The 25,830-nt window shown below is 73.3% G+C and carries 16 protein-coding genes; 11 read left to right on the top strand and 5 right to left on the bottom strand.

The genetic code is table 11. The features are described from left to right. Positions 1-253 precede the first annotated feature (253 nt). From ligA to ACLQ27_RS16125, 6 genes are all read left to right on the top strand, one after another. Positions 254-2,389: an NAD-dependent DNA ligase LigA gene (gene ligA, locus ACLQ27_RS16150; RefSeq protein WP_357494157.1), complete on the top strand. Its 2,136-nt coding sequence runs from the start codon at positions 254-256 to the stop codon at positions 2,387-2,389. Between the two features lie 157 nt (positions 2,390-2,546). After that, on the top strand, positions 2,547-5,105 hold the full coding sequence (locus ACLQ27_RS16145) for a putative bifunctional diguanylate cyclase/phosphodiesterase (RefSeq protein WP_425867412.1): 2,559 nt from the start codon (positions 2,547-2,549) through the stop codon (positions 5,103-5,105). A 122-nt stretch (positions 5,106-5,227) separates the two neighbouring features. Then, the gene (gene gatC, locus ACLQ27_RS16140; RefSeq protein ID WP_210906830.1) at positions 5,228-5,533 is read left to right on the top strand and encodes an Asp-tRNA(Asn)/Glu-tRNA(Gln) amidotransferase subunit GatC; all 306 of its coding nucleotides are present in this window, start codon (positions 5,228-5,230) and stop codon (positions 5,531-5,533) included. 49 nt (positions 5,534-5,582) lie between these two features. Further along, complete coding sequence (gene gatA / locus ACLQ27_RS16135; RefSeq protein ID WP_425867410.1) at positions 5,583-7,058, top strand: Asp-tRNA(Asn)/Glu-tRNA(Gln) amidotransferase subunit GatA; 1,476 nt, start codon at positions 5,583-5,585, stop codon at positions 7,056-7,058. 13 nt (positions 7,059-7,071) lie between these two features. Beyond that, complete coding sequence (gene gatB, locus ACLQ27_RS16130) at positions 7,072-8,571, top strand: Asp-tRNA(Asn)/Glu-tRNA(Gln) amidotransferase subunit GatB (protein WP_425867408.1); 1,500 nt, start codon at positions 7,072-7,074, stop codon at positions 8,569-8,571. A gap of 105 nt (positions 8,572-8,676) precedes the next feature. After that, a complete protein-coding gene (locus ACLQ27_RS16125) occupies positions 8,677-11,034 on the top strand; it encodes a transketolase-like TK C-terminal-containing protein (protein ID WP_425867406.1) in 2,358 nt (785 codons plus the stop codon). Between the two features lie 26 nt (positions 11,035-11,060). Here ACLQ27_RS16125 and ACLQ27_RS16120 read toward each other — a convergent pair whose 3' ends face one another. The 3 genes from ACLQ27_RS16120 to ACLQ27_RS16110 all read right to left on the bottom strand — a co-directional run bounded on the left by ACLQ27_RS16120 (position 11,061) and on the right by ACLQ27_RS16110 (position 15,755). Next, the gene (locus ACLQ27_RS16120; protein WP_234581315.1) at positions 11,061-12,632 is read right to left on the bottom strand and encodes a metallophosphoesterase; all 1,572 of its coding nucleotides are present in this window, start codon (positions 12,630-12,632) and stop codon (positions 11,061-11,063) included. Positions 12,633-12,693: 61 nt separating this feature from the next. After that, positions 12,694-13,866 (bottom strand): PQQ-dependent sugar dehydrogenase, encoded by a 1,173-nt coding sequence (locus tag ACLQ27_RS16115; protein WP_357494166.1) that lies wholly within the window; start codon positions 13,864-13,866, stop codon positions 12,694-12,696. Positions 13,867-13,937: 71 nt separating this feature from the next. Then, positions 13,938-15,755, bottom strand: coding sequence for a SpoIIE family protein phosphatase (locus tag ACLQ27_RS16110; RefSeq protein ID WP_357494168.1), 1,818 nt, complete (start codon positions 15,753-15,755; stop codon positions 13,938-13,940). Between the two features lie 186 nt (positions 15,756-15,941). Here ACLQ27_RS16110 and ACLQ27_RS16105 point away from each other — a divergent pair, with 186 nt between their 5' ends. After that, positions 15,942-16,868 carry a 2-hydroxyacid dehydrogenase gene (locus ACLQ27_RS16105; RefSeq protein ID WP_357494170.1) on the top strand — a complete coding sequence of 309 codons (927 nt, stop codon included), beginning with the start codon at positions 15,942-15,944 and terminating at the stop codon, positions 16,866-16,868. Between the two features lie 25 nt (positions 16,869-16,893). Here ACLQ27_RS16105 and ACLQ27_RS16100 read toward each other — a convergent pair whose 3' ends face one another. Then, positions 16,894-17,286, bottom strand: a complete 393-nt coding sequence (locus tag ACLQ27_RS16100; RefSeq protein ID WP_425867403.1) for a PH domain-containing protein — start codon at positions 17,284-17,286, stop codon at positions 16,894-16,896. A 215-nt stretch (positions 17,287-17,501) separates the two neighbouring features. On the opposite strand from ACLQ27_RS16100, the gene ACLQ27_RS16095 reads away from it, so the two are divergent. Continuing rightward, positions 17,502-19,961, top strand: coding sequence for an EAL domain-containing protein (locus ACLQ27_RS16095; RefSeq protein ID WP_425867401.1), 2,460 nt, complete (start codon positions 17,502-17,504; stop codon positions 19,959-19,961). 14 nt (positions 19,962-19,975) lie between these two features. On the opposite strand, the gene ACLQ27_RS16090 is transcribed toward ACLQ27_RS16095, so the two are convergent. Further along, positions 19,976-20,995, bottom strand: coding sequence for a LacI family DNA-binding transcriptional regulator (locus ACLQ27_RS16090; protein WP_425867399.1), 1,020 nt, complete (start codon positions 20,993-20,995; stop codon positions 19,976-19,978). 135 nt (positions 20,996-21,130) lie between these two features. On the opposite strand from ACLQ27_RS16090, the gene ACLQ27_RS16085 reads away from it, so the two are divergent. The 3 genes from ACLQ27_RS16085 to ACLQ27_RS16075 all read left to right on the top strand — a co-directional run bounded on the left by ACLQ27_RS16085 (position 21,131) and on the right by ACLQ27_RS16075 (position 25,780). Continuing rightward, positions 21,131-23,581: a glycoside hydrolase family 2 protein gene (locus ACLQ27_RS16085; RefSeq protein ID WP_425867397.1), complete on the top strand. Its 2,451-nt coding sequence runs from the start codon at positions 21,131-21,133 to the stop codon at positions 23,579-23,581. Between the two features lie 184 nt (positions 23,582-23,765). Then, the gene (locus ACLQ27_RS16080; protein WP_357494178.1) at positions 23,766-24,104 is read left to right on the top strand and encodes an ArsR/SmtB family transcription factor; all 339 of its coding nucleotides are present in this window, start codon (positions 23,766-23,768) and stop codon (positions 24,102-24,104) included. Next, positions 24,101-25,780 carry a SulP family inorganic anion transporter gene (locus ACLQ27_RS16075; RefSeq protein WP_425867395.1) on the top strand — a complete coding sequence of 560 codons (1,680 nt, stop codon included), beginning with the start codon at positions 24,101-24,103 and terminating at the stop codon, positions 25,778-25,780. The genes ACLQ27_RS16080 and ACLQ27_RS16075 overlap by 4 nt, the downstream gene beginning before the upstream one ends. Positions 25,781-25,830 lie beyond the last annotated feature (50 nt).

Below are 25,830 nucleotides of genomic sequence, written 5' to 3'. Positions count from 1 at the left end.
ACCCCCAGGTCGGCGACCTGGAGTCGATCAACGGCCGGCGCAGGCCGGCGTCGATCGCCGTTCGGCGACGGGTGGGGCGTCGCCGCGCCCCGGGGGCGTGGCCGGGTTGGGCGGGGCGTCGCCGGGTTGGGCGTCGCCGGGCCGCGCGGGGTGGTACCGGTGGCGCAGGTGGGCGTCGGATTGTCACCCCGGACCGATACCGTGCCTTAGTAGCGTGATCAGGGAGGTCGCAGGCGTGTCCGAAGGTGGCGGGGTGTCCGAGGAGCAGATCGGTCAACAGGTCAGCCCGGCTCAGGAGGCGGCGGCCGGCGCGGAGCCGACGCCGCAGGCGCGGGAGCGGCACGCCACGCTGAGCCGTGAGCTGACCGAGCATCAGTACCGCTACTACGTGCTGGACTCGCCGATCGTCACCGATGCCGAGTTCGACAAGCAGTTGCGTGAGCTGGAGGCGTTGGAGGAGGAGTTCCCGGCGCTGCGGACGCCGGATTCGCCGACCCAGCGGGTGGGCGGCACGTTCTCCACCGACTTCACGCCGGTCACGCACGCCGAGCGGATGCTCTCGCTCGACAACGCCTTCGCCGACGAGGAGTTGGCGGCCTGGGCCGAGCGGGTCGAGCGGGACGCGGGCGGGCCGGTTCCCTACCTCTGCGAGTTGAAGGTCGACGGTCTGGCGATCAACCTGACCTACGAGGCCGGTCGACTGGTCCGGGCGGCCACCCGTGGCGACGGCCGCACCGGCGAGGACGTCACCGCCAATGTGCGCAGCATTCGGGACGTGCCCAGCCAGCTCGCGCCGTCCGCCGAGTTCCCGACGGTGCCCGAGCTGCTGGAGGTCCGGGGCGAGATCTACTTCCCGGTGGCCGGGTTCGCCGACCTCAACGCGAGCCTGGTCGAGCAGGGGCGGGCGCCGTTCGCCAACCCGCGTAACGCCGCCGCCGGCAGTCTGCGGCAGAAGGACCCCCGGGTGACCGCCTCCCGACCGTTGCGTCTCGTCGTGCACGGCATCGGCGCCCGCCGAGGGTTCCAGCCCACCGCGCAGTCGGAGTCGTACGCGGCGCTGAAGGCGTGGGGGCTGCCGACGAGTGACAGGTGGCGGGTGGTCCCGGATCTGTCCGGCGTGGCGGAGTACATCGCCTACTACGCCGAGCACCGGCACGACGTCGAGCATGAGATCGACGGTGTGGTGGTCAAGGTCGACCCGGTCTCCATCCAGGGTCGCCTGGGCTCGACCAGCCGTGCACCCCGCTGGGCGATCGCCTTCAAGTACCCGCCGGAGGAGGTGACCACCAAGCTGCTCGACATCGACGTCAACGTGGGGCGCACGGGTCGGGTCACCCCGTTCGCCGTCCTCGAACCGGTGCGGGTGGCCGGTTCCACCGTCGCGCTCGCCACCCTGCACAACGCCCGCGAGGTCGAGCGCAAGGGTGTGCTGATCGGCGACACAGTGGTGCTGCGCAAGGCCGGCGACGTGATTCCCGAGGTGCTCGGCCCGGTGGTCGATCTGCGGCCCGCCGACGCCCGCCCGTTCGTCATGCCGACCACCTGCCCGGCCTGCGGCACCCCGCTCGCGCCGTCCAAGGAGGGCGACGTCGACATCCGGTGCCCGAACACCCGCAGTTGCCCGGCCCAGCTCCGCGAGCGGGTGTTCCACCTCGCCGGTCGTGGCGCGTTCGACATCGAGGTTCTGGGCTACAAGGGCGCGGCGGCGCTGCTGGACGCGGAGATCATCGCCGACGAGGGTGACCTCTTCCAGCTCGACGCCGACCAGCTGTCCCGGTCACCGTTCTTCGTCAACAAGGACGGCAGCCTCGGCAGCAACGCGGTCAAGCTGCTCGACAATCTGGCCGTCGCCCGGGAACGCGACCTGTGGCGGGTGCTGGTGGCGCTCTCCATCCGGCACGTCGGCCCCACCGCCGCCCAGGCGTTGGCCCGGCACTTCCGCTCGATGGAGGCCATCGACGCCGCCAGCGAGGAGGAACTGTCCTCGGTCGACGGGGTCGGGCCGACCATCGCGGCCAGCATCCGGGAGTGGTTCGCCGTGGACTGGCACCGCGAGGTGGTCCGCAAGTGGGCCGAGGCGGGCGTACGGATGGCCGAGGAGGCCGTGGACGAGGGCCCGCGCCCGCTCGAAGGGTTGACGGTCGTGGTGACGGGCACCCTCGCGGGCTTCTCGCGCGACCAGGCCGCCGAGGCCGTGCAGACCAGGGGCGGCAAGGTCAGCGGGTCGGTCTCCAAGAAGACGAGTTTCGTCGTCGTGGGGGACAACCCGGGTTCCAAGGCCGACAAGGCGGCCAGCCTCAAGGTGCCGGTGCTCGACGAGGACGGGTTCCGGGTGCTGTTGGACGACGGTCCGGACGCCGCTCGGGAGGTCGCCCGGGTGGAGGGCTGACCGCGGCGACCTGCCGACGCGGCGGCCCGTCGCGTATACCAACTTAATTACGACTACGACCGATTCGTGACTGTCATACCGGGAAACCCGGGGCCGAGGGCGTTTCATTGGTTCACGGCGTGCTCATCGGCACGTCGACAGTTCCTCGGGAGGTGTGATGGAGGTCGCCGACCCGCGCAACTCCGTCCCACCTGGGCGGGTGACGCCGTTCACCGCCTTCGTCGTCGGCATCCTGGTGGTCGCGGCGGTGACCGCCACGGGTCCACTGACGACGCTCCCCGACGAGCTGCCCCACCTACCTGTGGCGTTCTGGACGATGGCCGCCCTCGCGGTGGTCTGCGACGCGCGCCCGTTCGTCCCGCCGGGGCGACGGCAGACCTCGGCGGTCTTCCCGTCCACCTGTTTCACCTTCGCGATCCTGCTCGGTTGGGGGCTCGGCCCGGCGGTGGCGGTGCAGGCCGTGGGGGTGATCGTCTCTGGTTGGCGGATGCGCCACGCCGCGTGGCGGACCGCGTTCAACGTCGGCCAGTACGCCTGCGCCCTCGCCGCCGCGTACGGCGTCATCCACCTCGGGCCGGGCACCGTCTTCGACGGCGGTCGCCTGCACGGCACCGACGTGGCAGCCGTCGGAGGGGCGACGTTGGCCTGGTTCGTCGTGAACTACGGCCTGGTGAGCTGGGCGGTACGACTGCGCTTCGGCGGCCGCTGGTGGCCCACCGTCCGTCAGGGCGTCGGTTTCGAACTGCTCTCCACCGGCTCGCTGCTGCTGCTCGCCCCGGTGCTGGTCGCGGCCGCCCGTCTCAGCGCGGCGCTGATCCCGCTGGTCCTGGTGCCGCTCTTCGCCGTGTACCGGATGGCCCGGCTGACCGTCGAGCAGCAGCACCTCGCCGCCGCCGACCCGCTGACCGGCCTGCCCAACCGCAAGGCGTTGCTGGCCGAAGTGGCCGAGCAGGTGCACCTGCACGCCGAGCGGACCGCCCGCGGCGAGCCCGGCGGGCACCTGGCGCTGCTGCTCATCGACCTGGACCGCTTCAAGAACGTCAACGACGCGCTCGGGCACGCGGTGGGCGACCGGCTGCTGGTCGAGGTCAGCGCCCGGCTCACCGACGTGGAGCCTCGGCCGCAGATGATCGCCCGGCTGGGTGGGGACGAGTTCGCCATCGTGATGACCGGGCTGACCGACGCCAGCCAGGCGCGTGAGATGGCCGACCGGGTGGTCGGGGCGCTGGCCGAGCCGGTGCCGTTGGACGGGTTGCCGTTGGACGTCGGCGGCTCCATCGGGATCGCCCTCTTCCCGGAGCACGGCGAGGACTTCGCCACGCTGATGCGGCACGCCGACGTGGCGATGTACGACGCGAAGCACCGCAACGACACGGTCGCCGTGTACGCCCCGGAGTCGGACCACAACTCGGCCGAGCGGCTCGGTCTGCTCGCCGACCTCCGCCGGGTACTGGAATCCGGCCCGTCGGCACCCGAGCCGGGTGAGCCCGAGCGGACGGCAGACGTACCCCTCGCCGTGGAGGCCGAGGTGCGCGGCGGTGACGGTGCGGCGCTGCCCACCCCGGCGGCGGCCAAGGCCGCGCCGCATCCGGGCGGTGCGCCGGTGCTCGGCCCGGCGTCGCCGGCGGGCGTGCGCTGGTGGGGCCGCCGGCGACGGTCCGGCGCCGAGCTGCTGCACGACGACGAGCTGATCAACCGGATCGCCACCGCCGCCGACCCGATCCGGGGCCGCAACAGCCGCGCGACGATCCCCGGCACCCGTTCCGGCCCGTTCCGGGATCGGCACGCCGGTGGCCAGGGGCGGCGGTCGCCCAACGGCGGCGCGGTGCCACCGCCGGGCCGGGACCGTCGGGGGCGCGACGGCGGGTCGGCTCCCGAGGTGCAGGCGACCGAGTCGACCGGGTGGGTGCGCGACGGCGGCGAGCCGGTCGACGACGCCGGTGAGATCACCATGTACTACCAACCGCAGATCGCCATCGCGACCGGCGAGGTCGTCGGCGTCGAGGCCCTGCTGCGCTGGCGGCACCCGCGCCGGGGCATGGTCGACCCGGAGGAGCTGATCCGGGTCGCCGAGCAGAGCGCGGTGATGCGGCTGCTCACCCGGCGAGTGGTGGACGACGTGGTGGAGCAGCTCGCCAAGTGGTCGGCGGCCGGCATCGGGTTGCGTGCGGCGCTGAACGTCAGCGTGCGGGATCTGCACACCGGCGAGATCGCCGACCAGATCGCCGACCGGCTGGCCAGCTACGGGGTGCCGGCCGAGCGGCTGCAACTGGAAATCACCGAGGGTGCCCTGATGGCGGATCCGCGCCGGGTGTTGGCCACCATCTCCCGGCTGCACCGCATCGGGGTGGCCATCGCGCTGGACGACTTCGGCACCGGCTACTCGTCCCTGCAACATCTGCGCCGGCTTCCGCTGTCCGAGGTGAAGGTGGACCGGTCGTTCGTGCTTGGCATGGCCGACGACGCCGACGACGCGGCGATCGTCCGGTCGATGATCGAGTTGGCGGGCGCGCTGGGCCTGCGGGTGGTCGCCGAGGGCGTGGAGGACGAGCGGACCTGGCGGATGTTGTACGCCGCCGGCTGCGACGCCGCCCAGGGCTGGTTCTACGCCCGGCCGATGCCAGCCGAGGAGCTGGTCACCTGGCTGGCCCGCTACCGGCCGGTCCGCCCGACGGGTGGCCCCGAGCCGGAGGCCGGCCGCCGGTCGACCCGCTGACCCACCCGAGCAGCCGGCGGAGGGGGCGGAACAATAGACTCGCTCCGGTCACCGCGCGTCACGCCGCACGCGTCGCGCGCCGGCACACCGCCCGACCAGCAGGACATCAGAAGGGGGCACGGATGGCCGCCATCTCCCGCGAGGAGGTCGCGCACCTGGCACGCCTGTCGCGGCTCGCCGTCACCGAGGAGGAGCTGGACACCTTCGCCGGCCAGCTCGACGTGATCCTCCAGGCGGTCGCCCAGGTCGGCGAGGTCGCCGCCGCGGACATCCCGCCGACCTCGCACTCGGTGCCGCTGACCAACATCTTCCGCGAGGACGTCGTCACGCCGTGCCTGACTCCGCAGGAGGCGCTGTCGGGTGCGCCGGACGTCGAGGACCAGCGGTTCCGCGTCCCGCGCATCCTGACCGAGGACGTGGCCTCATGAGCGGACGTGCACGGGCGACTGGCGTCGCGGAGCGAAGCGGAGGGACGGCATGAGCGACCTGACCAGAATGACCGCGACGGAGATCGCCGCGCTGGTCGCCGGCGGCGAGACCTCCGCCGTCGAGGTGACCCGGGCGCACCTGGACCGGATCGCCGCAGTCGACGAGCAGGTGCACGCCTTCCTGCACGTCGACACCGACGGCGCGCTCGCCGCGGCCCGCGACGTGGACGAGCGCCGCGCCGCCGGCGAGGTGCTGGGCCCCCTGGCCGGAGTGCCGGTCGCGGTGAAGGACGTGCTCGCCACCCGTGGCGTGCCGACCACCGTGGGGTCGAAGATCCTGGAGGGCTGGCGCCCGCCGTACGACGCGACGATCGTCCAGCGGCTGCGCGAGGCCGGCACGGTGATGCTCGGCAAGACGAACATGGACGAGTTCGCCATGGGCTCCTCCACGGAGTACTCGGCGTACGGCCCGACGCACAACCCGTGGGACCTGAGCCGGATCCCGGGCGGCTCGGGCGGTGGCAGCGCTGCCGCGCTGGCCGCGTACGAGGCACCGCTGGCGATCGGCTCGGACACCGGCGGCTCGATCCGCCAGCCCGGCGCGGTCACCGGCACCGTCGGCGCGAAGCCCACCTACGGCGGCACCTCCCGCTACGGGCTGGTCGCGTTCTCGTCGTCGCTGGACACCCCCGGCCCGTGCGCCCGCAACGTGCTCGACGCGGCCCTGCTGCACCAGGTGATCGCCGGGCACGACCCGCGTGACTCGACCTCCATCCCGCAGCCGGTGCCGGACGTGGTGGCGGCGGCGAAGCTGGGCGCGACCGGCGACCTGACCGGTGTGCGGCTCGGCATCGTCAGCGAATTCATCGGCGAGGGCGCCGAGCCGGGCGTGATGGCGGCGTTCCGCGAGTCGGTGGACGCGCTGACCAAGATGGGCGCCGAGGTCGTCGAGGTCTCCTGCCCGACGTTCGCGTACGCGCTGCCGGCGTACTACCTGATCGCCCCGAGCGAGTGCTCCTCCAACCTGGCCCGGTTCGACGGCGTCCGGTTCGGCCTGCGGGTCGGCGACGACGGCAACCGGTCGCTGGAGGAGGTCATGTCGCTGACCCGGGAGGCCGGTTTCGGTCCCGAGGTCAAGCGCCGCATCATGGTCGGCACGTACGCGTTGTCGTCGGGCTACTACGACGCGTACTACGGGCAGGCGCAGAAGGTCCGTACGCTGATCACCAGGGACTTCACCGCCGCGTTCGAGCGGGTCGACGCGTTGATCTCGCCGACCACCCCGTTCACGGCCTTCCCGATCGGCGCCCGCACCGCCGACCCGTACCAGATGTACCTGGCCGACCTGTTCACCATCCCGACCAACCTGTACGGCGGGCCGGGCATCTCGGTGCCCTGCGGCCTCTCCGAGGGGCTGCCCGTCGGCCTGCAGGTGATGGCCCCGACGATGGCCGACGACCGGATGTACCGGGTCGCCGCCGCGCTGGAGTCCGCGGTCGGCACGTTCACCCCACCGGCACTGTGAGGCAGGAGCCCAGATGACGACGACGCTTCCCGCGTACGACGAGGTCGTCGCGCGCTACGAACCGGTGATCGGCCTGGAGACCCACGTCGAGTTGGGCACGAACACCAAGATGTGGTGCGGCTGCCCGACGGATTTCGGTGGCGAGCCGAACACCCGGGTCTGCCCGGTGTGCCTGGGTCTGCCGGGGTCGCTGCCGGTGGCCAACAAGGCGGCCATCGAGGCGATCATCCGGATCGGCCTGGCGTTGAACTGCTCGATCGCCGAGTGGTGCCGGTTCGCCCGCAAGAACTACTTCTACCCGGACATGCCGAAGAACTTCCAGATCAGCCAGTACGACGAGCCGATCTGCGTCGACGGCTACCTGGACGTCGAGGTGAACGGCGAGACGGTACGCATCGAGATCGAGCGGGTGCACCTGGAGGAGGACACCGGCAAGACGCTGCACGTCGGTGGCGCGACCGGCCGCATCCACGGTGCGACCGAGTCGCTCGTCGACTACAACCGGGCCGGCATCCCGCTGGTCGAGATCGTCACGAAGCCGGTGACGGGCATCGGTGCGCTCGCCCCCGAGGTGGCCAAGGCGTACGTCACCGAGCTGCGCGACGTGATCCGTACGCTCGGCGTCTCGGACGTGCGGATGGAGGAGGGTTCGCTGCGCTGTGACGTGAACACCTCGCTCAACCTGCCGGGCCAGGAGTGGGGCACCCGCACCGAGACCAAGAACGTGAACTCGCTGCGGTCGGTGGAGCGGGCGGTCCGTTCGGAGATGCTGCGGCAGGCGTCGGTGCTGGACGCGGGCGGCCGGATCACCCAGGAGACCCGGCACTTCCACGAGGACACCGGCGACACCACGCCGGGGCGCTCGAAGGAGACGGCCACCGACTACCGGTACTTCCCGGAGCCGGACCTGGTGCCTGTCGCACCGGACCCGGCCTGGGTCGCCGAGCTGAAGGCCGCCCTGCCGGAGCTGCCCCGGGTGCACCGGCGTCGGCTCCAGGAGCAGTGGGGCCTGTCCGACCTGGACATGCAGTCGGTGCTCAACGCCGGCGCGGTCGAGCTGATCGAGGCCACCGTGGCCGCTGGCACCACCCCGGCGGCGGCCCGCAAGTGGTGGCTGGGCGAGCTGTCCCGGCGGGCCAACGAGAGCGGCGTGGAGCTGGCCGACATCGGTGCCACCCCCGCTCAGGTCGCCGAGTTGCAGGGTCTGGTCGACGCGGGAAAGCTCAACGACAAGATGGCCCGTACGGTGCTGGAGGGCGTGGTCGACGGTGAGGGCTCGCCTACCGAGATCATGACCAGCCGTGGCTTGGAGGTCGTGTCGGACACCGGCGCGCTCACCGCCGCCGTGGACGAGGCGATCGCCGCGAACCCCGGCATCGCCGACAAGATCCGTAGCGGCAAGGTCGCGGCGGCCGGCGCTCTCGTCGGCGCGGTCATGAAGACCACCCGTGGTCAGGCCGACGCGAAGACCGTCCGTGAGTTGATCCTGGAGCGCCTCGGCGTCCAGGGCTGATCCGCAGGGACGAACACCGCTGGCGCAGTGAGCGCCGGCGGTGTTCGTCGTGCACCCCGCCACCCCTCGTGTGGGCGTCAACGGCGACGCCCGGATGGAGCCACCGTGAACCAGCACGACCTCGATGTCCTCGACGAGATCCAGCGGCGGGTGCTCTGGCTCGCCACCCGGATCGTGGACGCCGCCAACCACGATCGGGCCACCGGCGACGGCGTGAAGGTCGGCGGCCACCAGGCGTCCAGCGCGTCCCTCGTCACGGCGATGACCGCGCTGTGGTTCGCGCACCTGGACGCCGAGGACCGTGTCGCCGTCAAGCCGCACGCCTCGCCGGTGTTCCACGCGATCCAGTACCTGCTGGGCAACCTGGACCGCTCGTACCTGCCCCGGCTGCGGGCCCGGGGCGGCCTCCAGTCGTACCCGTCGCGCACCAAGGACCCCGACGAGGTCGACTTCTCCACCGGCTCGGTGGGCCTGGGCGCGGCGGCGCCGCTGTTCGCCGCCGCCACCCGCCGGTACGTCGACGCGCACTTCGGCGCCCGGCCGCACTCCCGGTTCGTGGCGCTGATCGGCGACGCCGAGCTGGACGAGGGCAACATCTGGGAGGCCGTCGCCGATCCGGCCACCACCGGGCTGGGCAACGTGATGTGGCTCGTCGACTTCAACAGGCAGTCGCTGGACCGGGTGGTGCCCGGCATCCGGATCAAGCAGTGGCGGGGTCAGTTCGAGGCGGCCGGCTGGCACGTCGTGGAGGTCAAGTACGGCCGCCGGCTCGCCGAGGCGTACGCCCGGCCGGGTGGCGGGGCGCTGCGCGACTGGATCGACGCGATGCCCAACGAGCAGTACCAGTCGCTGTTCGGGTTGACCGGCCCGGCCCTGCGCAAGCAGTTCCTGGACGGTGCGCCGGCCGAGGTGGGCGCGTTCGTGGCGGGCATCGACGACGAGGAGCTGCGCCCGCTCGTCACCGACCTGGGTGGGCACGACCTGTCCGCGATGCTCGACGCGTACGCCCAGTGCGACGCGGTCACCGGCCGGCCCAGCGTCGTCTTCGCGTACACCGTGAAGGGTTGGGGGTTGCCCATCGCCGGCAATCCGCGCAACCACTCGGCGCTGCTCAGCACCGAGCAGGTCGACGCGCTGCGGGCCGCGCAGGGCCTGACCGCCGAGACCGAGTGGGACCGCCTCGACCCGGCGTCACCGGCCGGCATCCAGGCCGGCGCCCGCCGCGAGGCGCTGTCCCGCGCGCCGCGCGAGCGCGCGCTGGGGGTCACCGTTCCAGAGAGCACGGGAGTACGCGCCAACAAGCCGATCTCCACGCAGGAGGTCTTCGGTCGGGTGCTGGTGGACCTGGCGCGGGACCGGGAGGTCGGCCGCTACCTGGTGACCACCGCCCCGGACGTGGCCACCTCCACCAATCTTGCCGGGTTCATCAACAAGACCGGGGTGTTCGCCCCCACCGAGCAGCGTTCCTGGACCGAGGACCGGATGCTGCGCTGGACCGAGAGCCCGTCCGGGCAGCACATCGAGTTGGGCATCTCGGAGATGAACCTGTTCCTGCTGCTGGGTCAGCTCGGCCTGTCGTGGGACCTGTCGGGGCAGCCGCTGCTGCCGGTCGGCACCGTCTACGACCCGTTCGTGCTGCGCGGCCTGGACGCGTTCCTCTACGGCACGTACTCCGGTTCCCGGTTCGTGGTGGCCGGCACCCCGTCGGGCATCACCCTCGCCCCCGAGGGCGGCGCACACCAGTCCACCATCACCGCCTCCGTCGGCCTGGAACTGCCCGGGGTGACGTTCCTCGAACCGGCGTACGCGGGCAGCCTCGACTGGCTGCTCTGCGACGCGCTCGGACAGATCGCCGGCGGGGTGACCCCGGCCGCGACGGCAGCGCCGACCGAGGACGGGGCGTACTACTTCCGGCTGAGCACCCGCCCACTGGACCAGGCGCCGTTCGAGGCGGCCCGGGCCCGGCTCGGCGACGCGGTGCTGCGCCGCCAGGTGGTCGCCGGGGCGTACCGGCTGGTCGACGCGCACCAGGCGTACCCGCACCTGGCCGACGCCCCGGTGGTGCAGCTGGCCGCCTCCGGCGCGGTGCTGCCGGAGGTGCTGGCCGCCGCCGCGGAGCTGGCCGAGGAGGGCGTCGCCGCGCACGTGGTCGACGTGACGAGTCTCGACCGGCTCTACCGGGCCTGGCAGCGCACCCTGCGTCAGGGCGTACGGACCGCGACCGTGCCCAGCGTGCCGGGCGCCCTGCGGTCCGCGTTCGCCGACCGGGTGCCGGTGGTGACCGTGCACGACGCGGCGTCGCACGCGATGGCCTGGCTCGGGTCGGCGCTCGGCGCCCCGGCGGTGCCGCTCGGGGTGGACGAGTTCGGCCAGTCCGGCAGTGTGGCCGACCTGTACGAGCTGCACGACCTGATGCCGGGCAGCATCGTCAACGCCGCCCTGGCCGCGCTCGCCCTCCGCTGACGCGCCCCGTCCGCCCCGGCCCGCGCTCAGCGGGTCGGGGTGGGGGTGACCGACGCGGGAGTGCCGGCGTTCGGGTCCTGCACGATGTGGCGTTCCAGGTTGACCTGGGCCTGGCCGGTGCCGCCGACGGTGATGTCGTCGTACGCCTGGAGCATCTTCTGCGGGTCGAAGTAGAGCACTGTCATGGACAGCGGGGTCGGCTTCTCACCCTCCAGCCCGCGCAGCCCGGCCCCGCCGGTCGAGCCCTCCACGAACAGGGTGGTGGGCTGCTGGCCGGGGGCCTGCGGCAGCTTGGAGACCTGCCGGGCGTGGGTGTGCCCGGCGAGCACCAGCGGGCAGGTGCCGGCGAGCGGCCCGGCGGACGCCGGGTCGTGCACCAGCGCGATGTTGACCGGCCGGGGCGAGCTGCGCACCGTCGCGGCGAGCTGCGTACCGACGCCGATCACCTGGTCGGCCACCTCCTGGGTCAGCCCGCTGCCGGCCGGTGAGGTGTTCTTGTCCGGGGTGAAGCGCGGGTCGCCGATACCGGCGATGGTCAGCCCGGCGACGGTGGTGGTGGAGTTGTTCAGCACTATCGCGTTCGGCTGGCGGGCCACCGCCGCGGCGGTCTTGCCCGAGTCGTGGTTGCCGCGGATGAACACGTACGGCTTCTTGAGCAGGCTGATCGAGCCGACGAAGGACGCCTCCGGCTCGCTGCCCCAGTCGGTGATGTCCCCGGTGTCGATGACCACGTCGATGCCGAACTGCTCCACCACCGTGCGGATCAGCTGCCAGCCGGTCGGGTTGAGGTGCATGTCGGAGACGTGCAGGACCCGGGTGGTGCCGGGCGCCGGCTCCAGCACCGGCAGCGCCGACACGGTCGTGTAGAGCTGGCTGACGTTGCCGACGATGCGTTGCAGCTGCTCGGCGTACTTGGTGTAGTCGTTGGCGATGCGGCGTGCGTCGCCGACGATGGCGGGGGCGTTGACCAGCAGGCCCTCGTAGCGCGGCTCCTCGATCGCCTGGGGGCGCAGGGTCGCCGCGGCCGTGCCGAGGCTGCCGGCGGTGACCAGCAGCGCCAATCCGCCCGCCCAGGCGGTACGCCGCACATCGCGGAAGATCAACCCGGCCAGGATGAGGGTGACCAGCACCGCCGAGGCGAGGGTCCGCAGGCCCAGCCGCATCACCCCCGAGCGGACGTCCTCCACGGCGCTCTGGCTGGCTCGGCTGATGCTCGCCGGGTCGTCGAGCAGCGCCTCGGTGCGTCCCTGGTCCAGCGCGCCCAGCCGCACGGTGAGGTGGGTCGGCCCGCTGTGGCTGTCCAGCAGCAGGGCGCCGAGCGGTGGCACGTCGATCGTCGTCCCGCCCTCGCTGGCCGGGGAGAGGGTGAGGTTGGCCCGGAACGGGCCGATGTCGGTGTTCACCCGCCCACCGGCCAGCACCCCGAGCACGGCGCCGGCCAGGGCCACCACGAGCACCGCGAGGATCACACCCGTGCGCCGCACCGGCCCGCCGGGCCTACCGATCCGCCGGCGCGACGGGCGCGACGGCTCGCCACCGGTCACCGGGTCACCCCGGCCCTCGGCGTCGTCGTGCTGCTCGTCGCGTTGCCCGTCCATGCTGAGATTCTGACCTGCCCGTCGGAAGATCTTGGCAAACCCGCGCGGAAGGTGACGCAGGTCAGCTGCGACCGCCGTCGCCGCCGGCGAAGACCACCCGCAGGAGGCGGTCGTCGTCGGCCGCCGGGTCACCCCGCCCGTCGTGGTTGGAGGTGCTCACCCAGAGCGAACCGTCCGGTGCGGCGGCCACCGCGCGCAGCCGACCGTACCGGTTGGTGAGCAGCTCGCTGGGCTGCCCGAGCAGCGTGCCGGTGTCGGTCAGCTCCATCACCCAGAGTCGCTTGCCGCGCAGGCAGCCGGTGACCAGCAGCCGGTCCGTCGCCGCGAGCCCGGAGCAGGACGCGTCGGCCGTCGCCCACTGCGTGATCGGGTCGGTGAACCGCTTGTCGCCGGCCCGCCCCTCGACGTCCGGCCACCCGTAGTTGCCGCCCTTGGTGATCTGGTTGATCTCGTCCCAGGTGTTCTGGCCGAACTCCACGGCGTACATCCGCTTGGCGTCGTCCCAGGCGAAGCCCTGCACGTTGCGGTGACCCAGCGACCAGACCGGGGAGCCGGGGTACGGGTTGCCCGGCGCGGGCTTGCCGTCGGCGGTGATCCGCAGGATCTTGCCGCCGAGGCTCTTCGTGTCCTGTGCGTTGGGGCGCTCGCCCGCGTCACCCGTGCTGACGTAGAGCTGCCCGTCCGGGCCGAAGCCCAACCCGCCACCGTTGTGCACGTTCGCCTTCGGGATGCCGGTGAGGATCGCTGTGGGTTGGCCGCCGAGTTGCAGGCGGGCGACCCGGTTGTCCTGCTCGGCGGTGTAGTAGACGAAGACCGTCCGGTCCCGGGCGTAGCCGGGGGAGACGGCGATGCCGAGCAGGCCACCCTCGCCCGCCGCCGCCACGTCGCTGATCGTCTGCACGACCCGCACCCGCAGCCCGTCCGGGCCGGACTCGGGACCGACCTGGAGGATCCGGCCGCTGTCCCGTTCGGTGACCAGCGCGCCGCCGTCGGGCAGGAACGCGATGGCCCACGGCACCCGCAGCCCCTTGGCCAGGACGGTTGTCACCGCCTGCTGGCCCGCGCCGCCGGCGCTCGCCGGCGCCGACGGGGTCGGCAGGTTGGGCGGCTCGCCCGCCGGGTCGGGCTCCGGCTCGCCGAAGCTGCAACCCGTGGCGAGCAGCAGCGCCGCGCAGGACGCCGCGAGGACCACCCGGAGGCGGCGGACGCGAGAATACGGGAGACGGGCTCTCACCCGGCCCAGGGTAGCCCGCCGGACGGCCCGGCCGGGCCCGACGGATGGGCCCCGGCTCGTGCCGCGACCGCTCAGCGGGCCCGCACGGCCAGCAGCGCCGTGTCGTCCTCGCGGTGCTGGATCGAGGCGAGGAGCAGGTCACACAGGTCGTCGAGGGGGACGGTGTCGGTGCCGGTCAACCGGTGCACCAGCTCGGCGAGCCCGTCGTCGATGGACCGGTCCCGACGCTCGATCAGCCCGTCGGTGTAGAGCAGCAGCGTGTCGCCGGTGGCCAGGCTTGTCGAGTGGCTGGTCCGCGGCGTCGGCCGGGCCAGGCCCAGCAACGGCTCCGGCGTCGCTTCGAGGACCTCCACCGCACCGCCGGCCCGCACCACCAGGGCCGGCGGGTGCCCGGCGTTGCACCAGGTCACCGCACGGACGCCGGAGCGCGGGTCACAGATGCGCACCAGCGTCGCGGTGGCCGCGATGGGCAGCCGCAGCCCCCGGATGGCGCTGTCCAGGTGGCTCATCAACGCCCCGACCGCGTCCGGCCGGCCGAACGCGTTGCCACGCACCAGGTTGCGCAGCTGGCCCATGGTCGCCGCCGCCTCGATGTCGTGCCCCGCCACGTCCCCGATCGCCGCGATCAGGTCACCGTCGGGTTGCACGAAGGCGTCGTACCAGTCGCCGCCCACCTCCACCCGGTCGGCCGCCGGCTGGTAGCGGGCCGCCAGCTCCAACTCCGTCACGACCGGCAGCCGCGGCAGCATGCTGTGTTGCAGCACCTCGGCGACGTGCCGCTGCTCGCCGTACATCGAGCTGTTGCCGACGGACTGCCCGGCCCGGCGGCCGATGTCCACGGCGGTGAGCAGGTCGCGGTCGTCGAACTGCTGACGGTCGGCGGCGTTGACCAGCGTGATCGCGCCCAGCACGGTGCCTCCGACGGCGCGCACCGGCACGCTGAGGTAGGAGGCGATGCCCAGCCGCTCGGCGATCGCCGACATCTCCGGATCGGTGGTGCCCCGCGCCACGTCGTCCAGCGACGCCACGCCGCCGAGCCGCGGCTGGCCGGTGCGCAGCACCGCCCGGATGATGGAATCCTGGCTCAGCCCCGTACGCAGCAGTTCGGCGAAGCGGTCGACGTCCGGCGCCCGGGCCGGATCACGGTGCACCGCGACCACCTCCCGGGGCTGTCCCGATGGCCCGACCAGCGTGAGCAGGCACCAGTCGGCGAGCAGCGGCACCATGGTGGCGGCGAGCCGGCGCAGCAACGTGCCCACGTCCAGCGTGCCGGCGAGCGTCTCGCTCACACCGGCCAGCAGCTCCAGCCGCTGGTGTGCCCGGACGACCCGCCGACGCGCCTCCTGCGCGCCGTCGAGCGCGATCCGCAGTCGCAGCTCCGACGAGCAGGCGGCGGCGAGGTCGGCGAGCGTCCGCAGCTGCCCGGCGGTCCACGCCCGGGGCTTGTTGTCGATGGCGCACAGCGAGCCGAGCACCCGGCCGGAGAGGTCGGTCAACGGCATCCCGGCGTACGCGACGACGCCGAGGTCGTCGATGGCCAGGTTGTCGCGTACGCGGGGGTAGAGCCGGGCGTCCGGCAACACCATCGGCACCTCGATGTCCACCACGTGCTGGCAGAACGAGTGGCTCAACGGGGTCTGCCGCCGCTGCGACCACGGCTCGGGCAGACCCACCGCGCCCGGGAAGAACTGTTGGTCGGCGGAGACCAGGGAGACCAGCGCGACCGGGACCTCCAGCAGGTCACTGACCAGTCGGGCGAACCTGTCGAACGCCTCGTCAGGTGCGGCCTCCAGACCGGTGTCGGCCAGCGCGCGCAGCCGCGCCGCGTCGCCGAGCGCCGGGGGTGGGGCGGTCGAACGTCGCGCGCTGGCGGGGGAGCCGTCGGTCATCGAGCACCTGTCTGCCGGGGCGGAGGCCGACCGGCCCTCCGATCCTTGGTTATACCTCGTCAGGGCCGGGACCGAACATCGGTGTGCCGAGTCTCGCCCGCGTCGACGCTGCGCGCCATCCCCCGGGACGCCGGATCACCGCCGTGCCCGCACCGGCCGTCGCGCCGGAGGCTATCGTCGGCGGACGTGAAGGTATGGATCCCGCATCAGGCCGGCCTGAACCTCGTCGGCGAGCTGCCCCCGGACGTGACTGTGGAGGTCGCCGAACACGCCGACCGGTTGCCGTCCGACCCGGCCGACGTCCGTTTCTGGGTGCCGCCGTTCCTGAGCGGGTCGGACGCGACCGCGCTGTTGCACGAACTCCCCGATCTGGAGGCGGTGCAGCTGCTCTCCGCCGGGGCGGACGCCTGGGTCGGCCGGATGCCCGAGGGGGTCACCCTCTGCGACGCCCGAGGGGTGCACGACCCGTCCACGGCCGAGTGGGTGGTCACCGCGATCCTCGCCCAGCTGCGGGCCTTCGGAGCCTTCGCCCGCGCGCAGGCGCAGCGGCGGTGGGCGTACGACGGCAACGCGCCGACCGACGAGCTGACCGGCAAGCGGGTGCTGATCATCGGGGCCGGCTCGATCGGCACGGCGGTGCGGGACCGGCTCGCGCCGTTCGAGGTGAGCTTCACCCTGGTCGCCCGGACGGCCCGGCCCGAGCAGGGCGTGCACGCCGTCGCGGAGCTGCCCCGGCTGCTGCCCGACGCCGACGTGGTGGTCGTGCTGGTGCCGCTCACCGACCAGACCCGTGGCCTGATCGACGAGGACTTCCTGGCGGCGATGCCGGACGGGGCGCTGCTCGTCAACGCGGCGCGCGGCCCGGTGGCCCGTACCGAGGCGCTCGTCGCCGAACTGGCCACCGGTCGGATCTCGGCCGCGCTGGACGTCACCGACCCGGAGCCGCTTCCCGCCGACTCTCCGCTGTGGACGATGCCGAACGTGCTGCTCACCCCGCACGTGGCGGGCTCGGTGCGCGGGCTGCTGCCGCGCGCGTACCGGCTGGTCGGCGACCAGGTACGGCGGTTCGCCGCCGGTCAGCCGCTGATCAACACGGTGGTCGACGGCTACTGATCGGGCCGCGCGGCACGGGTCGGGCTCACGGGCCGGGTGTTTCGGCGGCCCCGTCCGGCAGCGTCTGGCCGGTGGCCGAGACCAGTCGGGGCAGGTCGGTGCCGCGGACTGCCGGTAGGAGGACCTGCTGGCCGTCGTCGAGGCGGGCGACGGCACGCCCGCGCGCGTCGGTGGCCAGCTCGACGACCCGGTCCCAGCCGATCCGACGTTGCCCGAACAGCGCCCGCAGGCGCAGTTCCCGGGCGTCGGCGTCGGTGCCGGCCCGCCAGGCCCACACGCCGACGGCGAGGGGGACGAGCAGCACCGGCAGCAGGTACGCCCGGGCGTTGGCCAGCGGCAGGGCGCCGACGAAGGCGATGACGGCGGCGGCCAGGACGGCTTGGTTGTAGCGGAAGCGGACCGTGTCGGGCGTACTCACCCCGCGATGATCCCACCCCTGGTCGGCGCGGGTCGCGGCGGGCGGCGCCACGGGGCCCGGACGCCGTACAGTGACACAGGTCACTGCTTCGCGCCGGTGATCGACGCGTAACCAATCTGGTCGCCGGTCGTTTCCCTCTGTTGGGCAGCGGACCCGCAACGTCCGCCGCCTCGCACCGCCGCACCGCCCCGTGCCCCCTCACGAAGGCGACCGCCGTGCTCCTCGCGTACCCGTTCCGTGTTCTCGTCCCCCGCCGGGCGGCCCCGGAGGTCGCCGTGTCCACGGCCGTGGCGCTGCTCGTCTTCGCCGGGGCCGCCGATCTGGTCCCGACCCCGGTGGTGATCGCGCTGTCCGGCGGCGCGGGCGCCACGCTCGCCGGCGTACGACTCTCCCGGCTCGCCGGCCACCGATCCGGCGACCCGCCGTCCACCGACCCCTCGTGGCGGACGGCAGCTGTGCTGCTCGACGCGGCGGTGGTGGCGGCCGGCTGCGTGGCCGCCGCGTTGCCGCTGGTCGACGCCGGGCACCGCGCTGCCGCGCTGCTCGGATCGCTGACCGTGGCGGTCCTGTCCGTGGCCGGGCTGCGTCGGCTCCCCGTCCGGCCGCCGCGCGCGGCGCGGCTGCGAGGGCTGGTCGAGGCGACCGGCCCGACTGTCGGTCTGACCCTCGCCGGCTGGTTGCTGCTGCCCCCCGACACTCTGCCGGCGCCGGCCCGACTGGTGGCGGCGCTGGCGCTCGGAGTGTTGGGCATGGCCGCGCTTCACACGTTCACCGGGTCTTCTCGGCGCTCGGGCGACGCGATCTGCCGGGGCGGCGTCCTGCTCACCCTGGTCGGGCTGGCGCTGCTGACGGTCCTGCCACCCGCGCCGACGGGCCGGGCGGCGCTGCTCGCGGTGCCGCCGCTGGTGCTCGGGATGCTGCTGACCGCGCTGGGCGCGAGGTCCGCGGTGGCGACGGCCAGCGCGCAGCCGGTGACCGGGCCGCCCGCCGTGACCTGGCCACGGGTGGTGCTCCCGGCGTCGGTGCTGCTGCTCGCGGCGGGGCTGCACCTGGGATCCGGCCGCACTCCGGACCGGACGAGTGTGCTGCTCGCCCTGGCGGCGGTGCCACCACTGGTCCTGCGGGAGCTGCTGCGCGGCGGCGACGCGGGCGCCGGGGGGCGGCCCGCCGCACACCGCCGACGCCCCGATCGCACGGTCCGACAGCATCGGGCGGCGCAACCGCCCTGGCCGGGTACGACCGAGGGCGCGTCCACGCACGACCTGAGCCCCGACGCCACGCCGTGGTCGTCCGAGCCGGGCGCGACCGCCGGCGTCGACGGCGCCTGGCTTTCCGACGGTGGTGCCGCCGCGATGAACGGTGGTGCCGCCGCGACGAGCGGCGTCGACGAGGCGTGGCCCGACGTGGGTGTCGCCTGGTCGACGTTCGACCACCGGTCCGGTTCGGCCGGGGACCGGGCGGCGCTGCTGGACGCCCTCGCCGCCATCGGCGACGTGCCCGCGCCGACCGGCGCGCTGCTGCTGGTGGAGCTGCACGGCGTGGACGGGCTCGGCCCGGTCGCGCGGGAGGACGTGCTGGCCGAGGCGGTCCGGCGGGCTCGCGCGGTCGTCGGGCCCGACGACCTGGTGACCGGCTGCACCGGCACCGGCTTCGCGGTGGTCACCCCCGCCGGGCCGGTGCTGGCGTACGCGCTGGGCACCCGGCTGCTGACCGCGCTGACTCCGCCCTACCAACCGGCCGGGTCGGTGCTGCGCGTGCAGGCGAGCATCGGGCTGGCCGAGGTCGGTGGGGCGGGGCCTGCCGACGTGCTCCGTCAGGCCGAGCTGGCCCGGCGGCGTGCGGTGCAGCTCGGCCGGGACCGGGTCGAGTGGTACGACGCGTTCCTGGAGGAGCAGTTGGTGCGCCGGCTCGACCTGGAACGTGAGCTGCCCGGCGCGGTGGCGCGGGGGGAGCTGGACCTGGTCTACCAGCCGGTGCTCGACCTGACCGACCGGCAGCCGGTGGGCGCCGAGGCGCTTCTGCGCTGGCGCAGCCCGGTGCTGGGCACGGTGCTTCCGGCCGAGTTGCTGCCGGTCGCCGAGGATCTGGATCTGGTCGGTGAGTTCGAATGGTGGGTGCTGGACCGGGCCTGCCGACAGTTGGCCGACTGGTCGGCGGGCCCCCGTGAGCTGTGGATGGCGATCAACGTGACCACGCGGGAGTTGACCATTCCCGACTTCGTGCAGCGCACCGCCGCGGTGCTGGCCGCGTACGGGGTGTCGCCGGAGCGGTTGGTGGTGGAGGTGGCCGAGCCGCAGATCGGCACCGACCTGTCGACAGTGGTGGCCCGGCTGGCGGGGCTCCGGTCGCTGGGTGTCCGCACCGCGCTCGACGACTTCCGGGCCGAGCACGCGTCACTGGCGCAGCTGCGCCGCCTGCCGATCGACCTGCTGAAGGTGGGCCCCGAGCTGGTGGGGGCACAGCCGGCGGGCCAGCCGCCGTTGATCGACGTGGTGGTCAGCGTGGGCGAGCGGTTGGGTGTGGAGATCGTCGCCGAGGAGTTGGAGTCACCGGCCCAGGTCGAGGGGGCGCGTCGGGCCGGCTGCCGCTACGGGCAGGGCTTCGCGCTGGCCCGTCCGGCCACCGCCGAGCGGGTCGAGGCGTACTTCGAGGAGTTCCCCTCGGCGTCCCGCTGAGGCACTGAACCGGTTCACTTGCCGCGTGGCGGTGCGGTGCTGCCGCGCGGGGTCAGCTGCGGGCTCTCGTCCTGCACGCGCGTCGCCGGTTGCCCCCCGATGACGGCCAGCAGGTGGCGGGCGGCGTGCGCGCCGTACGCCGGGATGTCGCGGCCCAGCGCCGTCAGGGGCGGGTGCACCAGCCGGCACAGGGGCGAGTCGTCCCACGCCACGATGGACAGGTCGTCCGGCACGGTGAGGCCCATCTCCTGGGCGACCGAGAGCCCGGCGACGGCCATCACGTCGTTGTCGTAGATGACCGCCGTGGGCCGCGCGGCGGAGCTGAGCAGTCGGCGGGTGACCCGGCCACCCTCCTCACCTGTGTAGTCGGAGAAGACGGTGACCGCCTCGGTCAGGCCGAGGCGCTGGCACACCGCCGCGAAGGCGTCGGTACGGATCTCGGTGTGGCGCAGGTCGGGCAGGCCGCCGACCCGGGCGATGCGGTGGTGCCCGAGCGCCACCAGGTACTCCACCGCCTCGGTCAGCGCGACCGCGTCGTCGGACCAGAGGCTGGCCAGCTCGCCGGTGCCGCCGGGCCCGCCGATCACCACGGCCGGCAGTTGGAGCTGTTGCAGGGCGGCGATGCGGCGGTCGTCGGTGCGCAGGTCGCAGACGAGCACCCCGTCCACCCGGCGCTCGCCCCACCAGCGCCGGTACACCGCGATCTCGGCGTCGTGGTCGGCCACCACCTGGAGGGTCAGCGCGTACGAGCGGGCCGAGAGTTCGGCCTCCACGCCACTGATCAGCGCCATGAAGAACGGCTCGACGCCCAGCGTCCGGGCGGGCCGGCACAGGGCCAGGCCGACGGCGCCGGCGGTGGCGGCGGAGAGCGCCCGCGCGGCGCTGCTCGGGCTGAACCCGATCTCGGTAGCGATGGCGAGAATGCGTGCCCGGGTGGCCGCCGAGACCCCGGGCTGCCCGTTCAGCGCGTACGACACGGCACCCTTGGACACGCCCGCGCGACGGGCGACGTCGGCGATTGTCGGCCGCTTCACCGGCGTGCTCCTCTACCGCTCGGGGCTCGTCAACCGGTCTTTGACAGCCCGGAAGTCGAATCGTACGGTGGCTGAGCTTATCCGGTTCAGTCCACGTTCTCTCGACCACGAAGGTCACGAAGGTGCGGTGAAGTCTTGAGTCGACAGGCACTCCACGACGGCTGGACCCTGCGGGCGGCACCCGGAGCGCAGGTGCCGGCGGAGATCGCCGGTCGGTCCGTGCCGGCGACCGTCCCCGGGTGCGTGCACACCGACCTGCTCGACGCCGGACTGATCGCCGATCCATACCTCGACGACAACGAGCTGTCCCTGGCCTGGATCGGGCGTACCGACTGGCACTACCGGACGACCTTCGGGGCTCCGGCCGGCGACCACGACCGGGTCGACCTGGTCTGCGCCGGCCTGGACACCGTCGCCACCATCAGCGTCAACGGGGTCGAGGTCGGCCGTACCGAGAACATGCACCGCGGCCACCGGTTCGACGTCTCCTCGTCGCTGCGCGACGGCGACAACGACCTGGCCGTCGCGTTCGGATCGGCCTACCGCTACGCCGAGGCGCAGCGCGACCGCCTCGGCGACCGCCCCAACGCGTATCCGGAGCCCTTCCAGTTCGTCCGCAAGATGGCCTGCAACTTCGGCTGGGACTGGGGGCCGACGCTGGTGACCGCCGGCATCTGGCAGGACATCGCCCTGCACGCCTGGTCAACGGCCCGGCTGGCAGGCGTCCGCCCGCTGGTCACCCTCGGCGGCGGCGACGGCCGGGTCGACGTGCACGTCGAGGTCGAGCGGGTCGCGGACGTCCCGCTGACCGTCCGCGCCACAGTCGCCGACGCCCATGCCGAGGTGGTCGTTCCGGCCGGGCAGCGCACGGCCGTGCTGACCCTCACCGTCCGCGAGCCCGCGCTGTGGTGGCCACGAGGGTACGGCGAACAGAGCCGTCACCTGCTGGAGGTGACCCTGCACGCGCCCGACGGGGACACCCTGGACGGCTGGTCGCGGCGGATCGGCTTCCGCTCGGTGCGGCTGGACACCACCCCCGACGAACACGGCACCCCGTTCGTGCTGTCGGTCAACGACGTTCCGGTCTTCGTCCGGGGCGTCAACTGGATCCCCGACGACGCGTTCCCCACCCGGATCACGCGCGATCGGCTGGCCGGGCGGTTCGACCAGGCGATCGGGGCCAACGTCAACCTGCTGCGCGTCTGGGGCGGCGGCCGGTACGAGTCGGAGGACTTCTACGAGCTCGCCGACGAACGCGGTCTGCTCGTCCAGCAGGACTTCCTCTTCGCCTGCGCCGCGTACCCCGAGGAGGAGCCGTTCGCCAGCGAGGTCGCCGCCGAGGCCGCCGAGCAGGTGACCCGGCTGACGCCGCACCCGTCGCTGGTCCTGTGGACCGGCAACAACGAGAACATCTGGGGCTGGCACGACTGGGACTGGCAGGAACCCCTCGCCGGCCGCACCTGGGGCCGGGGCTACTACCTCGACGTCCTGCCCCGCATCGTCGGCGAACTGGACCCGACCCGCCCGTACTGGCCGGGCAGCCCCTGGTCGGGCACCGACGCCGTCCACCCCAACGACCCGGCGCACGGCACCACCCACATCTGGGACGTGTGGAACACCGACGACTACACGAAATACCGGGAGTACGTCCCGCGCTTCGTCGCCGAGTTCGGCTACCAGGCCCCACCGGCGTACGCGACGCTGCGCCGGTCGATCTCCGACGAGCCGCTCGCGCATGACTCACCCGGGATGGCGCACCACCAGAAGGCCGCCAACGGCGACGCCAAGCTCCAGCGGGGCCTGGACGCGCACCTGCCCGCCCCGGCCGACTTCGACGACTGGCACTACCTGACGCAGCTCAACCAGGCGCGGGCCATCCAGCTCGGGGTGGAGCACTTCCGCTCCCACCGCGACGTCTGCGCCGGCACGATCGTCTGGCAGCTCAACGACTGCTGGCCGGTCACCTCCTGGTCGGCCGTCGACGGCGACGGTCGCCGCAAACCCCTGTGGTACGCGCTGCGCCACGCGTACGCCGACCGGCTGTTGACAGTGCAGCCCCGCGACGGTGGGCTGGCCCTGGTGGCGGTGAACGAGACAGCCGAGGCATGGACCGCGCCGGCCACGGTCACCCGCACCACCCTCGCCGGGGAGCCGAGGGCGAAGACCTCGGTCGACCTCGACGTCCCGGCGTACTCCTCGGTGGTGCTGTCGCTGCCGGCGGAGCTGGCGCGGCCGGACGAGAGCCGCCGTGAGCTGCTGGTCGCGGAGGCTGGCGACGCCGTGGAGCGGGCGCTGTGGTTCTTCGCCGAGGACCGGGACGTCGAATGGCCGGCGGCGGCGTGGGACGCGACCGTCGAGCCGGTCGAGGGCGGTCAGCGGGTCCGGGTGACGGCGCGCACGGTGCTGCGCGACCTGACCCTCTTCCCGGATCGGCTGGATGCCTTAGCCACAGTGGACAGCGCCCTGGTCACCCTGCTGCCCGGCGAGTCGACGACGTTCACGGTGAGCGCGGGCGCGTCACTGGACGGGGCGGCCCTGACCCGTCGGCCGGTGCTGCGCTGCGTGAACGACATCGAGCGGAGCTAGGAGACCGTTACCGGCCGACCGGCCCGGAGGCTGGTGCGGTGGTAAGCGTCATACCTGTGAGTCATATCTATGACTCACAGGTATGACGCTCGTCGGCGCGTGTGCCGTCCGGCCACCGCCTTGGCCGCTAGTTGAAGATTTCTTCAAGTGATAAAGTCTTCGTGTCGACCGGGGAGGGGTGTTCATGTCGGTGCCGCTGTACCAGGCGAAGGCCGAGCTCTTTCGCACCCTCGGGCATCCGGTGCGCATCCGGGTGCTGGAGCTGCTCCAGGACGGCCCGAAACCGGTCCGCGACCTGCTCGCCATGATCGAGGTCGAGGCATCGAATCTCTCCCAGCAGCTCGCCGTGCTGCGGCGGGCCGGAATGGTCACCTCACACCGCGACGGCCCCCTCGTCATGTACGAGCTCAGCACCCCCGACGTCGCCGACCTGCTGGCCGCCGGTCGACGCATCCTCGGCTCGGTCCTGACCGACCGGGACTCCCTCCTCGACGAGTTGCGCGCCACGAGCGGCGACCGGTGAGCGTCGCCATCCGGGCGACCCGTGAGCGGATCCTCGGGCTGCTGCCCGGCCGGGCCGACTGGGCGGCCGTCCACCGTTCACCGCGCCGCGACCTGCTGGCCGGGCTCACCGTGGCGGTGGTGGCGCTGCCACTGGCGTTGGCGTTCGGCGTCACCTCGGGGCTCGGCGCCCAGGCCGGTCTGATCACCGCCGTGATCGCCGGCGCGGTGGCCGCCGTCTTCGGCGGCTCCAACCTCCAGGTCTCCGGGCCGACCGGGGCGATGACCGTGGTGCTGGTGCCGGTGGTGCAGCAGTTCGGAGCCACCGGCGTGCTCATGGTCGGGGCGATGGCCGGCCTGGTGCTGATCGCGCTCGCCGTGGCCCGCCTGGGCCGGTACGTCCGCTACCTGCCCACCCCGGTGCTGGAGGGCTTCACCGCCGGCATCGCCGTGGTCATCGCCCTGCAACAGGTGCCCGCCGCGCTCGGCGTCACCGACGCGCACGGGGAGAAGGTCTGGGCCGTCGCCGCCGACGCGGTAGCCCGTTTCGTCGTACACCCGCGGCCGGCGGCGCTCGCGGTGGCCCTCGCCGTCGCGGCGCTGATGCTGCTGGGCGCCCGGTGGCGGCCGGGCCTGCCGTTCTCCCTGCTCGGCGTGGCGGCCGCCACCGTCCTCGCCGAGGTCGCGCCGCTCGACCTGGTCCGGATCGGTGCGCTGCCGCAGGGCCTACCAGCGCCCTCACTCGGCTTCCTCGACCTCGGCGCGCTCGGCGTGCTGCTGCCCAGCGCGCTCGCCGTCGCCGCGCTCGCCGCCCTGGAGAGCCTGCTCTCCGCCACCGTCGCCGACGGCATGACCGTCGGCGAGCGGCACGACCCGGACCGGGAACTCTTCGGTCAGGGGCTGGCCAACCTCGCCGCCCCGCTCTTCGGCGGCATTCCGGCGACCGCCGCCATCGCCCGTACGGCGGTCAACGTCCGCGCCGGGGCGGCCTCGAAGCTGGCGGCCCTCACCCACGCCGTCGCCCTCGCCGCCATCGTGCTGGCCGCCGCGCCGTTGGTCGGCCGGATCCCGCTCGCCGCCCTGGCCGGGGTCCTGCTGGCCACCACGGTCCGCATGGTGGAGGCTGGTTCGTTGTGGGCGCTGGCCCGCGCCACCCGGGGCGACGCGATAGTGCTGGTACTCACCTTCGCCGTCACGGTGATCTGGGACCTCGTCACCGCCGTGGCGGTCGGCGTCGGCGTCGCCGTGGTGCTGGCCCTGCGCGCGGTAGCCCGCAGCGCCCGGCTGGAACAGGTGCCCCTCGACCCCGGTGAACACAGCGACGAGGAGTACGCGCTGCTCACCGAACACATCGTCGCGTACCGGCTGGACGGGCCGCTCTTCTTCGCCGCGGCCCACACCTTCCTGCTCGAACTCTCCGAGGTCGCCGACGTTCGCGTGGTCATCCTCCGGATGTCCCGCGTGACCACCATGGACGCCACCGGCGCGCACGTCCTCGGTGACGCGATCCGACGGCTGCGCGGACGCGGCATCGCCGTCCTGCTCTCCGGCATCACACCCGCCCACGACCAGGTGCTCACCACCCTGGGGGTGGCTGACGAGCTGCGCCGCGAAGGGCTGGTCTTCACCGACACGCCGGCCGCGATCCGGCACGCCCGTGCGGCCGCGCTCTCCGTGGCGATCGGCCCGACCGGCTGATATCGGGGCATCCGGGTCGACGGGATGCCCCGATATCGCCGACGTCGCGT

The sequence above is a fragment of the Micromonospora sp. DT63 genome (assembly GCF_049841615.1).
Taxonomy (GTDB): domain Bacteria; phylum Actinomycetota; class Actinomycetes; order Mycobacteriales; family Micromonosporaceae; genus Micromonospora.
This window is presented reverse-complemented; position numbering and strand designations above follow the sequence as displayed.